General features: G+C 58.0%; 10 protein-coding genes and 1 riboswitch. Of the genes, 6 read left to right on the top strand and 4 right to left on the bottom strand.

Features of this window, described 5'->3' with window-relative positions:
* The first annotated feature begins 167 nt into the window (after positions 1 to 167).
* The gene (locus EU556_RS03465; RefSeq protein ID WP_135431039.1) at positions 168 to 1,253 is read left to right on the top strand and encodes a lysylphosphatidylglycerol synthase transmembrane domain-containing protein; all 1,086 of its coding nucleotides are present in this window, start codon (positions 168 to 170) and stop codon (positions 1,251 to 1,253) included.
* Here the strand turns inward: EU556_RS03465 and EU556_RS03460 are convergent.
* The 3 genes from EU556_RS03460 to EU556_RS03450 all read right to left on the bottom strand — a co-directional run bounded on the left by EU556_RS03460 (position 1,240) and on the right by EU556_RS03450 (position 6,031).
* A complete protein-coding gene (locus EU556_RS03460; protein ID WP_135431037.1) occupies positions 1,240 to 3,846 on the bottom strand; it encodes an erythromycin esterase family protein in 2,607 nt (868 codons plus the stop codon). The two genes, EU556_RS03465 and EU556_RS03460, sit on opposite strands and share 14 nt — an antisense overlap.
* A 121-nt stretch (positions 3,847 to 3,967) precedes the next feature.
* On the bottom strand, positions 3,968 to 5,425 hold the full coding sequence (locus EU556_RS03455) for an aldehyde dehydrogenase family protein (RefSeq protein WP_135431035.1): 1,458 nt from the start codon (positions 5,423 to 5,425) through the stop codon (positions 3,968 to 3,970).
* Positions 5,426 to 5,614: 189 nt separating this feature from the next.
* The gene (locus tag EU556_RS03450; RefSeq protein WP_135431033.1) at positions 5,615 to 6,031 is read right to left on the bottom strand and encodes a lipocalin family protein; all 417 of its coding nucleotides are present in this window, start codon (positions 6,029 to 6,031) and stop codon (positions 5,615 to 5,617) included.
* A 229-nt stretch (positions 6,032 to 6,260) separates the two neighbouring features.
* Here EU556_RS03450 and EU556_RS03445 point away from each other — a divergent pair, with 229 nt between their 5' ends.
* From EU556_RS03445 to EU556_RS03425, 5 genes are all read left to right on the top strand, one after another.
* Positions 6,261 to 6,563, top strand: a complete 303-nt coding sequence (locus EU556_RS03445) for a LysM peptidoglycan-binding domain-containing protein (protein WP_135431031.1) — start codon at positions 6,261 to 6,263, stop codon at positions 6,561 to 6,563.
* Between the two features lie 361 nt (positions 6,564 to 6,924).
* Positions 6,925 to 7,038, top strand: a riboswitch (SAM riboswitch).
* Between the two features lie 389 nt (positions 7,039 to 7,427).
* Complete coding sequence (locus EU556_RS03440; RefSeq protein ID WP_135431029.1) at positions 7,428 to 8,816, top strand: O-acetylhomoserine aminocarboxypropyltransferase/cysteine synthase family protein; 1,389 nt, start codon at positions 7,428 to 7,430, stop codon at positions 8,814 to 8,816.
* 363 nt (positions 8,817 to 9,179) lie between these two features.
* Positions 9,180 to 10,241 carry a homoserine O-acetyltransferase MetX gene (gene metX / locus EU556_RS03435; RefSeq protein ID WP_135431027.1) on the top strand — a complete coding sequence of 354 codons (1,062 nt, stop codon included), beginning with the start codon at positions 9,180 to 9,182 and terminating at the stop codon, positions 10,239 to 10,241.
* Entirely contained in the window at positions 10,207 to 11,484 is a 1,278-nt protein-coding gene (locus EU556_RS03430; RefSeq protein ID WP_135431025.1) for a homoserine dehydrogenase, read from the top strand. The genes metX and EU556_RS03430 overlap by 35 nt, the downstream gene beginning before the upstream one ends.
* A gap of 160 nt (positions 11,485 to 11,644) precedes the next feature.
* Positions 11,645 to 12,232 carry an HPP family protein gene (locus EU556_RS03425; RefSeq protein WP_135431023.1) on the top strand — a complete coding sequence of 196 codons (588 nt, stop codon included), beginning with the start codon at positions 11,645 to 11,647 and terminating at the stop codon, positions 12,230 to 12,232.
* Positions 12,233 to 12,244: 12 nt separating this feature from the next.
* Here EU556_RS03425 and EU556_RS03420 read toward each other — a convergent pair whose 3' ends face one another.
* Positions 12,245 to 13,465, bottom strand: a complete 1,221-nt coding sequence (locus EU556_RS03420; RefSeq protein ID WP_135431021.1) for an alpha/beta hydrolase — start codon at positions 13,463 to 13,465, stop codon at positions 12,245 to 12,247.
* Positions 13,466 to 13,491 lie beyond the last annotated feature (26 nt).

Below are 13,491 nucleotides of genomic sequence, written 5' to 3'. Positions count from 1 at the left end.
GTACGGGTTTTCCGCTCGACCGGTTCGAGGCTGGACACTAAGGTTATGTCATTGTGGGAAGGCCGGTTTCGCGTGGCTGACTCTTGCCGCTCGTCAATTAACTGCCCTTTAATATCCTCCCCTCCAGTAATCCGTACCTTTACCCGCCCACCTAAGTCCTTTTGCTCATGCCCCAACTCACGGAATCGCAGAACGAGGAACAGCAGCTGCTCCACAAGCTCCGCCCCTCCCGCATTATTCTGCCGGTTCTCATTGGCCTGAGCGTGGTGGGCTTTATGTTCTGGCGCAGCTATAAACCCGGCGACCTGGCCCCTCTAGCCAACGCCAAGCCGGTGTGGCTGCTGATTATGGCCGTGGTGCTGGTGGCGCGCGACGCGGGCTATGTGTACCGCATCCGGTACCTCACCCAAAAAGTGCTGAGCTGGCGCGCCAGCCTCGATGTAATTATGATCTGGGAGTTTTCGTCGTGCGTGCTACCATCGGCGGTGGGAGGCACGGCGGTGGCGCCCGTCTTGCTGCACAAAGAAGGTATTCCGCTGGGCCGGTCAGTGGCCTACATTATGGCTACCGCCATGCTCGACAACTTATACTATGTGCTGGCAGTACCGCTGGTAGTGCTGATTGGCGGCGATGCACTGTACCCACACGAGGCCTTGCAAGGTGGTCTAGTAGCCACGTTGCGCATTGCTTTTATTGCTAGCTACGTCTTCGTGTCGGCTTACGCCTTTCTAATGGTGTACGCCATTTTTGTGAACCCTCGGTCGGTGCGGCGTTTGTTTATCCGGCTGTTTTCCATTGCGGGTTTGCGGCGCTGGCGCAACAAGGCCTACCAGCACGGCAACGAGTTGGTGCTGGCCTCGGCCCAGCTCCGCGGCAATGGGGTGGCCTACTGGTTGCGCGCCGCCCTCAGCACGGCCTTCGTCTGGACGGCGCGCTACCTCGTTATTGGCTGCCTGATTTCGGCGTTTATCGACGTGACATGGTCGGAGTTCTGGCTGATTTTCGGCCGCAACCTCACCTATAAAGTTATCCTGCTGATTGCCATTACGCCTGGCGGGGCGGGCATTGCGGAGGGGGCCTTTCCTACCTTCTTCGGCAAATTTATCGGTACGCCTACCATGACCAGCTTCATGGTACTGCTCTACCGCATTGTAACGTATTACCTCTATCTGGTGCTGGGTGCCATCTTCCTCCCCCGCTGGATTACACGCATCTTCGGCAAGAAGGACGCGAAGGAAATTATGGCTTCGTAGCGTTGAGCGTGGGCGCCGGCTCCGCGGGTGTGGGCCGCTGGTAGGTTCGCCAGAACTCCGGGCGGTACTCCGTATGGTCAGCCTGATATATCTCACTGTTAACGAAGCGCGGGTCGCCGGTTACGGTGAGTGGCGGTAGCTGGGTGCCGGGTGGTAACACGCTAAAGTATTCCTCGCAGGCCTTTTGGTAGTAAAATGGATTCTTACCAAGCACCCGCCCCGCACTAACGGCCTGGCCCACGCTAGAAGCTACGTGGTAGCGCCCAGTAGCAGCTTTCTGGTAAGTAACCATGTGCGCCGTCCGCTGGTCTGAGTACACGTTAGTATAGAGGTGGGCTATTTGGTTTTGGCGACCATAGTATTTGTGCGCCACGGCATTTTGCTGCACTGTGTCGCCCTGCCACAGCGCCTCGTAGCGCACTACGGCGTAGTCGCGCTGTTGCACGTAGAGCCGGCCCGAGAAACCAGAATTAAGATAAGTACCCGTGCTGCGGTGGTTGGCGCGCTTGGCCGCAAAGCTGATGACGTACACCGTTTCGGGGCCTTCCTGTACGCTATCAAGGTGATAGGCAAACTTACTTAAGGCTCCACGTTTGAAGAGTGGAGATGTACGAACCGGGTCTGCGGTAGAAGCATAGAACCCTTGCCCGCCTTCTCCCCAACCAAAATGCCCGAGTGGCGCCTTGGAGGTAACCAATACCTGCGCCTCCTGCACCCGGTGTTGCTGCACTACCTCCAGCATCAGAAACCCACCGGCAAAGTGTTTGTGCTCGGCCGGCTCGAAAATCTGACTTACGTACTCTATTTCATGCTGGAGCGTATCGAAGTTGCTGACGCGGCGGTGAGTGTACAGCTGCGCCATGTAGTCGTTCTGCTCATAGTTGGTGGGAATAGCCGCCAGCACCTTTTTCATAATCCGGCGCGGATCCAACGACTCACCTCTCACTTGCACGTCGCGGAGGGCGTAGGCCTGTGGGGCTAAGACTACCGCTATGGGTTGCGCCCTGGTTGTGGCTGTAATCGTGGCGTAGCCCACGCTCGACACCTGCATGGCTGCCCCAAGGGCGGCGCGAGGGATGGTCAGGGCAAAATTCCCTTGCTCGTCCGCCATTACGCCTAGCCCTAGGCCAGGCAGTGCTACCGAGGCAAAGGGCACAGGGCCACGGGTTTTCTGATCAGTCACCTTGCCTTTCACCGTGAAGCTGGCCGCACTGGCAGGAGCCTGCCGCAACACCAGCGGGGGCTGACTAACCGATTTGTTCGCAAGCTGACTGGGCCGGGCTGGGTCCTTATTCGCCAGCGGTGCAGCATCGTTACTGGTCTGCGGTTCCTGCAGCCGCGGTGGCCTAGTGGTCTTCAGAAACAGCACTCCATCTACCACCTGTGCCCATTCGGCCGTGAAGGGTGTGTATTCCAGAATAGAGTAGGCCAAGAAGCGCTTACCACCAAAGTTTTGCCGCAGGTTGAGAAACAGCATCTCGGGTCCTAGGCTATCTAGGCGCGCTTCCAGACTACCAGCAGAAGGTGCCGAAATGGCTTTGGCTGGCTCGCCAACGGCGCCGTAACTGCCGCCCGCCGTGGCAGTACCCAAGATGTAGGCCTGTTCGCCCAGTGCTTTCTTCACATGCCAGCCCATCGGCCGAAACGCCTGCATTTCGGCGTTATCGATGAGCTGCGTTTGGTTGCTGAAGTGGGCCGTGGCTCCCCAGCAAATGATTTTCTCCTGGGGGTGCTGCCGCAGATACCACAGCAGATGGTCGGCCATTTGGGCGTCGCGGGGGTTGTTGTCGCGGGCCTCGAAGGTTTCGCGGTCTTTTACGTTGGGGTCGTTTTGGGCGTAATCACGGGCCAAGGCTTGCAGTCCGCGCAGAGTTTGGCGCCAGTGCTCCGCTTCTACCCGCCGGCTGGGAGTAGCGGCGGCCGCAGCCAGCAAGCGGTCGGCCAGCTTCAGGTTTTTCTCCCACTCTGCCAGCGTGTGCCCCGCCGGAAACCCGTTGAAGTGCTGCATGAAGTTCAGCACCTCGTCTAGGTAATCGTAATTGATGGCGGCGCTGGCTTTATTTGATTCCAGAAACACTTCCAGATCATCCACCAATTCCTCGCCGTAGCTACCCGTCAGCTGCGGATCGAAGCCCATCACGCGCAGCTTACGCGCCGCGACCAAGTCTTCCACCGGCTGAAACTCCTGGGTATAGGTCCAGATGCCGAATACGCTGTTTTGCAACGCTTCCTGGGCAGGCACACCAGCGGCTATTTGCTGTTGTGCCTTGTGCATTTCATAAAAGCCGCTTTCCATCCCCAGGGTAGTAAAGCCCATCTGCTGCTGAAGAAAACGCACTAAACGCGCTTTGGCCTCAAACACATTGCCCTCTCCGTGGCTGGGCTCACCTAAAAATACCACCCGCGCCGACCCAATTTCCTGGCGCAGAAATTCTAGATCGGCAAAGCTGGTATCGGCGGCACTACTGCTGCGGATAGGATGTACGACAAGGCCGGCTTTACCGGCGGTAGTAACGGTTTGGCCTAGGCCAGTCTGCAGGCCTAGCAGCAAGCATATACAGCTGGTTACCAGCCATCGGAAATTCACTGACATAAAAATCAAGTTACTAACACTGTATAGTTACAGCAGCAATCTATACCGTTTTTCAGATATTTAAAGCAAAAGGCCCGCTCTACAGAGAACGGGCCTTTTGCTTATTCATTGAGCCTATGCCTTAAATAGGATACTCGCGGGGGGTGTGCTGCACAGTTACCCACTGCACCCGGGTCATTTCCTCAATTACCCACTCGCCCCCAAAGCGGCCCATGCCCGATTCCTTTTCGCCGCCGAAGGGCGCATTGGGCTCGTCGTTCACGCTTTGATCATTCACGTGAATCATGCCGGTTTCCACCTGCCGGGCCAGCTGCACGCCGCGCTCCACATTGCGGGTATGCAGGGCGCCGCTTAAGCCAAAGTTCAGCTCATTCGCCAGGCGCAGCATTTCCTCATCGTCCTTAAATGGAATGAGCGCAGCCACAGGGCCAAATATTTCATTTTGGGCGATGGGCATATCGTTGCGCACCTGCGAGAGTACCGTGGGGTAGAGCACCGCACCCTCGGCCTGACCGCCAAACTCCAGCTTAGCACCTTGAGCTATGCTTTCCTCCACATCCTTCTGAATCCGCTTTACCTGCTTCTCATCAATGAGAGGGCCAATATCGGTTTCGCGCTGCAGTGGGTCGCCCACCTTAAGCTCTTTAGTGCGGGCCACCAGCTTGTCGCGGAACTCATCATACACCTTCTCGTGCACCAAGAAGCGGTTTACGGCCATGCAAATCTGGCCTTGGTGCATGAATTTGCCCATCATACCGCCGGCCACGGCCTGGTCGATGTCGGCATCTTCCAGCACGATGAACACGTTGTTGCCGCCCAACTCCAGCGCTACTTTCTTTAGGCCTTCGCCGGCCAGCTTGCCAATGTTCTGGCCTACCGGCGTGGAGCCCGTGAAGGAAATCATCTTGGGCGTGGGGTGCTGCACAAACGGGTCGCCGATAACCGACGACTTGCCCACCACCACGTTAAATACACCGGCCGGCAGCCCAGCTTCCTCAAACAACTTAGCCAGCAGCGTACCGCCCGTAGCGGGGGTTTGCGAGGCTGGCTTTACCACAATGGTATTGCCGCAGGCAAGGGCGGGGGCAATAGAGCGCATGGAGAGGTGGACCGGGAAGTTCCAGGGGCTGATGATGCCAATTACGCCCAGTGGTTTGCGGTACACCCGGCTTTCTTTGCCTGGTGTGCTGGAAGCTAGAATTTGGCCGTGCATGCGACTCGGGAAGGAGGAAGCTTCCAGAATTACCTCGCGGGCTAGCATTACCTCTACCTCCCCTTTGGCGTGGGCGCCACCCGCTTCTTTGGCAATCCACTCGGCAAATTCATCTTTGCGAGCTTCCAGGATAGCGGCGGCTTTCAGCAATATATCGCGGCGCTCCTGGGGCAGCGTGGCGCTCCACGTTTTGGCGGCCTGGTGAGCAGCCTCGTAAGCCTCATTCAGCTCGCCCAGGCCCGCGCACTTAAACTCGAGCAATACGGAGTTATCGAAGGGGTTGATGTCTTGGATGTGGTCGTCTTCACTGCCATCTTTCCAATGGCCGTTGATATACTGTTTGTTGAGGTTGTTGTAGCGTTCCATGTGAGGAGGGGAAAGGAAGATACACAGCCGCAGGTAGATGCTAGGCTGCTTGCAGGTGAAAGAATAGGTTTGAGTAACAACCACTCATACAGTAAAACCTCCCTGCTGCTCAGCTACATAAATCATAAAAAAAGCCCTTCTACTCAACAGTAGAAGGGCTTTTCGGTGTTTTTCAGACTAGCTTTGCGCCTACTCTTTTTCGAGGCGTAGCTCAGCGCCGGCGGGGCTTTTCAGCGTCAACTTATCGTCGGTGAGGGTAACCACACTGAAGGTGTTGCTTTCGGCGGCTCCTTCGGGCGTCATGGTGATGGTTTTGCCGGTTTGGTCGAAGGTGTATTTACCGTTGGTGGCACCGGTGGGCGAAGTCATGTTGTACTGGCCATTGGCGAAGAACGTGATGCGCTCATCTTCTTGGGCATCGGTCTGCTTTACTTTATCACCGCTGGCATCAAGCTCTTTATCGGTTTTCCAAACCTTGCTGTCTTTGCCGTAGAGCATGTTTACGCCTTCTACTTTGCCTTCTTTGCTGCCACAGGAGGCAGTGAAGAGTGCGAGGAGCATGAGTAGGCTGGCCAGATAACGCAGGGTCAGTGATTGAGTTTTCATGAGAATAGGGAGATTGGTGAGGAAGACCAGCAGCACTCACTGCTAGGCCTAGTGAGAAGGTTCAGTTACAGCGCTTCTACGGTGGCCTTGCGGAAGATGTTTAGCCCATAAACAGCTCGTCTGTAACGGCACAACTTATTGCAGACCTCAGCGTAAGACGCTTGTAACGGTTTACCGCATCTGCCTGACAACCGGCCCCTTCCCTCACACTTTAACCTTGCATATAGCCATGGGACTGTTTGATTTCCTCTCCAATGACGGCGATAAAAAACCAGTAGAACCCGCTAACAAACCTGCTGCTGGCGGCGCTACCGATTTCTTCGGCAACTCCAACCAGGCAGCCGCTCAACCTGCCGCAGCACAAGGCGAAACCTACACCGTAGTAAGCGGTGACTCGCTCTCGAAAATCGCCAAGAACCACTACGGTGATGCCTCCAAATGGCACCAGATTTACGATGCCAACAAGAGCACTATCGGCTCTAACCCCGACCACATTGAGGTAGGCCAGGTCCTGACGCTTCCCAAGCTGTAGGCCGCTCCTTCCTATTAAAAATATCCAAAAAGCCGCCTTGCAATAGGGCGGCTTTTTTTGTTTGCTCCCGCCGTCATTCTCGGGGCTTTTTCAAAAATTTATCGGGTTAGTTCCTGGCGGTGAATCGGAGTTACAACCAACAACATCGTTGCTTTCTTATGGTTGCTAAATGGCTTACAGCTTCTATTTAAGCTCATTTTTAGCCACTTATAGCATATCAGCATTGTTCTATAATAGGCCTAGGCCATCAAACTTAGGAGCAAAAAAATATTTCATCAATCTATTGCAGATATCAAAACCGGCTATACATTTGCAACACCAACACGGTACTCCTCTGCTCGCGGCAGAGTAGTTTTCATAGGATTTATACAGAAGCGGCGAGAGAACAGGCTCCCTGACCCGCTGGCAACCTTCGACCGCGCGAAAGGTGCCAATTCCTGCCCGACCAAGCATTTGCTGGCGGGGCATATAACTCAGAGTGCCATGGAAAACACCCTCGCTTTCGCCCTTGTACACCCATCTGCCCCGGCTGCCTTGCTGCATGCCGCCACGCCGATGGGTTTTTGTGTTGCCCCCACCGCACTGGTGGCCGCGCACACTACCGCGCGAATGCGAATGCGCTGCTGTTGCAGCGCCTGTTGCTGTAGCTAGTCGCCCATAGGTCGGCTCCTCAGCGCCCCCTCCCCTTCCTGCTAATGCCCTTCAACTGGTTGTGCCGCTAGGCCACCTCGCTGGGCTCCTCCGCATCCTGACGACCCCATTTGGCGCGTTCCAAGCGGTTTCAGCTACGCTTCGTTGTGGCCCCCTCCACTGAGCATTTACTACCTCCTCTTCCTACCCCAACTCTTTACAGATCAGACCGTCATGTCCACGCCAAACTTCCACTTCGAGACGCTCCAACTCCACGCCGGCCAGCAGCCCGACCCCGTAACCGGTGCCCGCGCCGTGCCACTGTACCAAACTACCTCTTACGTATTTAAGAACGCGGAGCATGGCGCCAACCTGTTTGCTCTGAAGGAGTTTGGCAACATCTACACCCGTCTGATGAACCCCACCACCGACGTATTTGAGCAGCGCATTGCCGCGCTCGAAGGCGGGGTGGCGGCACTGGCTGTGTCGTCGGGACAGGCGGCGCAGTTCATTGCTCTCAACAACATTCTGCAGGCTGGCGACAACTTCGTCTCGACTTCGCACCTCTACGGCGGCACCTACAACCAGTTCAAAGTGGCGTTTAAGCGCCTGGGCATTGAAGTACGCTTCGCCGACGGTGACCAGCCCGAGAAGTTTGAGGAGCTGATCGACGAAAATACCAAGGCCATTTACCTAGAGACCATCGGCAACCCGAGCTTCAGCATTCCGGACTTTGAGCGCATTGCAGCCATTGCCGAAAAGCACGACCTGCCCCTCATCGTGGACAATACCTTCGGCGCGGGCGGCTACCTGTTCCGCCCCCTGGAGCACGGCGCCCACATTGTGGTGGAGTCGGCCACGAAATGGATTGGCGGCCACGGCACCAGCATTGGCGGCGTAATTGTAGACGGCGGCAAGTACGACTTCGGCAACGGTAAGTATCCGCAGTTTACCAAGCCCTCGGAGGGCTACCACGGCCTGGTGTTCAATGATGTATTCGGCAAAAATGGCCCCTTCGGCAACATCGCCTTCATCATCCGGGCCCGCGTGGAAGGCCTGCGCGACTTTGGCCCTTCGCAGAGCCCCTTCAACTCCTTCCTACTGATCCAGGGCCTCGAAACGCTGAGCTTGCGCGTAGAGCGCACCGTAGAAAACGCCCTGCGCGTGGCTACTTGGCTGGAGCAGCACCCACAAGTGGAAGCCGTGAACTACCCTGGCCTAGCCAGCAGCCCTTATAACAAGCTAGCCCAGAAATACCTAAAGCGCGGCTACGGCGGGGTGCTCACCTTTGCTATCAAAGGCAGCAAGGAAACCGCTACGGAGTTCATCAACAATCTGAAGCTCATCAGCCACCTGGCCAACGTAGGCGACGCCAAGACGCTCATCATTCAGCCCTCGGCCACCACGCACCAGCAGCTTTCTGAGCAGGAGCAACTGTCGGCCGGGGTAACGCCCACCCTGCTGCGCCTGTCGGTGGGTATTGAACACTTTGAGGATATCCGGGCCGACTTGGCGCAGGCATTTGAAGCCGTGCGCAATGCCGCCCCGCTGCAAGCTGAGTCGAACGGTAGCACCCTGCTGCCCGAGCCGGAACCCGAGCACGCCGCTACGCTGGAGGTCTAAGACCAAGAGAGGGGTTGAGCAGCTGGTTGTCGCGTCGTGGGATGACAGCCGGCCCTTGACCTTCAGCGGGCGTACCGCGGGCAACTCAGCGGCTTTTTTGTGAGAGAGGAAGTCGTTGAAACCAGTTGCCCGCCCATAGCCGGGGCTGAGCCAGAGCGTCTACTGGCTCAGCCCGCGGGCTTTGGAACATCTAGAAACTAGCTCCCCTCCTTAGAAAGAAGGGGTTAGGGGTGGTTGATGTGGCCTAGAACAGTTTTTAGAACTAGAGCTAGCAGTCGTGCAACGCTCCGGTCAACCACCCCCAACCCCTCCTCATCTGAGGAGGGGAGCTAGTACTAGCCCCTACTTTTTTGCTTTTGAAGTATGTCAGATTTCGATCAACAGATTTTCCGGCTACCTAGGCCACTCCGACTGGAAAGCGGCGCGGTACTGCCGCACGTGGAAGTGGCCTACCACACCTACGGGCGGCTGAATGCCTCCCGCGACAACGTGGTGTGGGTGTGCCACGCCCTCACGGCTAACGCCGACGTGCTGAGCTGGTGGCCGGGGTTGTTCGGGGAAGACACGCATTTTGACCCGGCCGACTGGTTTATTGTCTGCGCCAATATTCTGGGCTCCTGCTACGGCAGCACCGGCCCGCTTACGCCTAACCCCGAAACCGAGGAGGTGGCCTACCAGCAGTTTCCCCTGCTAACCATACGCGACCTGGTTTCGGCGCACGAAGCCCTGCGGGAACATCTGGCTCTGACGCGTATCAACACCCTGATTGGTGGCTCTTTGGGCGGCCAGCAGGCTGTGGAGTGGGCCATTCAGCGGCCCGAACTATTTGAAAACTTGGTGCTGCTGGCCACCAGCGCCAGGCACTCTGCCTGGGGCATTGCCTTCAACGAGGCCCAGCGTCTTGCCATCCAGGCCGACCCTACTTACAATACCGCTACGCCCAACAGCGGCGCAGCTGGCTTACGGGCCGCCCGGGCCGTAGCCTTGCTCAGCTACCGCAGCTATGAGGCCTACGGCCAGGCCCAAACCGAGCCCGACGATACGGTGCTCACCGATTTCCGGGCCAGCTCCTACCAGCGCTACCAGGGCGACAAGCTCGTGGCGCGGTTCAATGCGCACAGCTACGTTACGCTGTCGAGGGCCATGGATTCGCACAACGTGGGACGGGGGCGCGGCGGTGTGAAAGCGGCTCTCGGTCGCATTCGGGCGCGCACGCTGGTAATCGGTATTACTTCCGACGTACTGTTTCCGCCCAGTGAGCAGCAACTGCTGGCCCGGCACATTCAGGGCGCTATGTATGCCGAAATGGGCTCTCAGTACGGCCACGATGGCTTCCTGATCGAAACCGCACAAATCACGCACTTCCTCAAACGCTTTTTCGCTCCTAGCCATGTCAGCCAACTTGCCCCTGAGTTTTCCAACTAGCATTTCAGCCCCAGCTACCCAGCCGTGGCGCGTAGGCCTGATTGGTTTCGGCTGCGTAGGCCAGGGCCTGTACGATATCCTGCAGCAACGGCCAGAAGCGGGCTTCAACATCAGCCGCATTGTGGTGAAAAATCAGCACAAAGAGCGCCCCTTGCCCGCCAACCGGTTTGAGTTTGACGCCAACGCCCTGCTGGCCGACGACACCCTGGACGTGTTGGTGGAGGTAATCGACGACGCCGACGAAGCATTCCGGCTGGTGTCGGCAGCCTTGCGCCGCGGCCGCCAGGTAGTAACGGCCAACAAAGCCATGCTGGCCCGCCACCTGCCCGAGCTGGTGCAGTTGCAGCGCGAAGGCCAGGGCACGCTATTATATGAGGCCGCCGTGTGTGGCAGCATTCCGGTTATCCGGACCCTCGACGCCTACTTCGGGTCCGAACCGCTGCGTCGCTTGACCGGCATCCTGAATGGCTCTTCCAACTACGTGCTTACCCGCATGGGTGAGGATTCTTCGGACTACGCCCCGGCGCTGGCAGAAGCCCAAGCCAAAGGCTTTGCCGAAACGGACCCTTCGCTGGACATGGGTGCCTTTGACCCGCGCTCCAAGGCTGTGCTGCTGGCGGCCCATGCTTACGGGGCCTTCCTACAGCCCGAGCAGGTGTTGAACCTGGGCATTGAAGGCATTAGTGCCGTAGATATTGCCTTTGCGGCTACCCTAGGCCAGAAAATTAAAGTGGTAGCGGGGCTGCAGCGCCTCCCCGACGGTCGCGTAACGGCCTTGGTTACCCCGCAGCTGGTAGGGCCGGAGTCGCCGCTCTATTCCGTTGACCATGAGTTCAACGGCGTGGTAATTGAGGCTGACTTTGCCGGTGAGCAGTTTCTGCGGGGCCGTGGGGCCGGCGGGCACCCCACCGGCTCAGCCGTACTGGCCGATTTGGCAGCCCTACGCCAGGGCTTCGCTTACCAATATCCCAAGGCTGCTGCCGATGCCCCGGCCTACGCCTCCGACCTGGAAGTAGAAATCTACCTGCGCACCGACGAAGACCGCCTCATCGACTTGCTCGACTTTAGCGAAATTTCCGAAGAAGCCGACGAGGACGAATACGTGGTAGGCTACGTGGCCCTAGAAAACCTCATCCGCCACCGCGACACCCTGCGCAAATACGGCGCCTTCGTGGTGCGTACCGGGCAGCTGCGCCCCATCAGCACGGCCGTAGCGGCGGTGATGGAAGAGGAATCCTTGTAGATATCACCTCTTACGCTTAATCCTGACCAAGTCCCTAACTCCACGCTTATCGGATTAGGGACTTTCGGTTTACAGTACCTTTGCGGCCCCATTCAGTTCTCTGGGAGCCGCTGAAATCTGGTAGGCCAGTGACGGAGCCGCCAGCTGCTCCACCATTAGCATGCGAAACAAACTGCGGAAACACGCGCGGCAGGCGCGTTATATTTTATACCAAGAAACCCTCTTTGATTTTAAGGAGCACCTCTGGACTTTCTTGGGCTCCTTCGCTGGCATTGGCCTGATTGGGCTGCTCAACCGCCATTACCTGGGCCCGCATGATACGCTGCTGCTGGTGGGCTCGTTCGGCGCTTCCTCGGTGCTGGTGTATGGTATAATCAACAGCCCGCTGGCCCAGCCGCGCAACCTGATTGGAGGGCACGTGTTAAGTGCCCTCATTGGCGTAACGGTGCAAAAGCTGGTACCCGGTGAGTTGTGGCTGGCCTCGGCGCTGGCTGTGGCGCTATCCATCATCGGGATGCAAATGACCAAAACCCTACACCCGCCGGGAGGGGCCACAGCTCTTATTGCCAATGTAGGCTCGGCGCAGATAAAGGCGCTGGGCTACTATTACGTGCTGATGCCCGTGCTGTCGGGCGCAATTATTCTGCTGCTGGTAGCGCTGTTGTTCAACAACATAACCCCCACCCGCCGTTACCCTGCCAACAAGTATTGGTATAAGGTATGGCAACGCGGTTACGGCCGGGCATAGACCAAGGCGACTCTACCTAGGCCTATCCGTTAGCGTCGGGGCGATTCTCGGGGCAGGTTCAGGAGCTGGTGCCCCTGACTCAGGTGGCCTAGCCGACTGCACTTCGTCAGAATCTAATGGACGTACTTGGCTACTGTCCGGCGCTATCACCGGAGGAAGGCCAACCAGTTGCACCGGCTTGCTTTCCGGTGGAGGCGGCGGAATCAACCGAATGCGGCGCGGCGCGAGTAAGGCCACGGCCAGCGGTTGGGGTTTGAGAGCGGCGGCTAGCAGCGGCCCTGGTGCTCCGGCCCCCAGTAACGGCCGCAGAAAATCACGGGCGGTGGTAAACACAGTATCCAGATACACGGGCTCCACGGAGTAGGGCACGTGCCCGGCCCCACGCAGGCGCCGCAACACATTGGGCACGCCCACGGCCGTAGCTCGGGCACTGATGGCCCCGCCGCCGTACACGCGCTGAGCCGGTAAGGGGTTGCCAACGTGGCCCTTGCCGTAGGGTATCAGCCCGTCGCGGGTGCCATGGATATTGCAGACGGGAATATCGCCGGGTTGCAACCAGCGCAAATCGGCCAGGGCCCCGCACATGTTTACCACGCCCCGCGGACGGCTGCTGTAGCGCGGGTGGCCACCGGTGCCTTCTAGGCCACCTAGGTCGGCCAGACCTAGGTAAGCGGGTACCTCCGCGGGCTTATCCATGTACGCCGTAAGCAGCGACATAAAGCCACCGGCCGAGCTACCACCCACGAAAATGTACTGCGGGTGCACCCGGTATTTGCGAGTGGTGGCGGCATCGTGCCGAAAGAACCGAATGGCCGCCCGCATGTCCTGGGTGGCACGGACGGCGGCCCGGCCGATACCCACGGTATCAAATGGGAAGAAATAAAGCCGGTAATCAATACTGGCCGTGACGTATCCCAACTTGGCTAGCCGAGTGCATAGGGCCGTCATGATGGCATCGTCGCGAGTACCGGTGAGAAAGCCGCCTTCGTGGGCCAGCACAATGAGTGGCCGACGGCGCACAGTATCACCGGCCGGCTGGTACACATCCATGTACAGCGTTTGGGTCCGGCCGAGGAAAGTAGTAGCCTGGGCAAACTCTACATCGCGCTGCACCGTCACTTGCCGAAAGCGTGGCTGATAGTAGCGTCCCCGCGTAGTATCAATTTGCGCCTGCCCTACCAGCGGCGCCAGAAACAGCGTTGCCAGCACAGCCAGCAACCAGAAATACTTCATGCCAAAATCGGTGTGTTGCAGCCTAC

The organism is Hymenobacter fodinae (genome assembly GCF_004745825.1).
Classification (GTDB): domain Bacteria; phylum Bacteroidota; class Bacteroidia; order Cytophagales; family Hymenobacteraceae; genus Hymenobacter; species Hymenobacter fodinae.
Note: the sequence above shows the minus strand (reverse complement) of the source record. Positions and strands in the feature narration are given on the sequence as shown.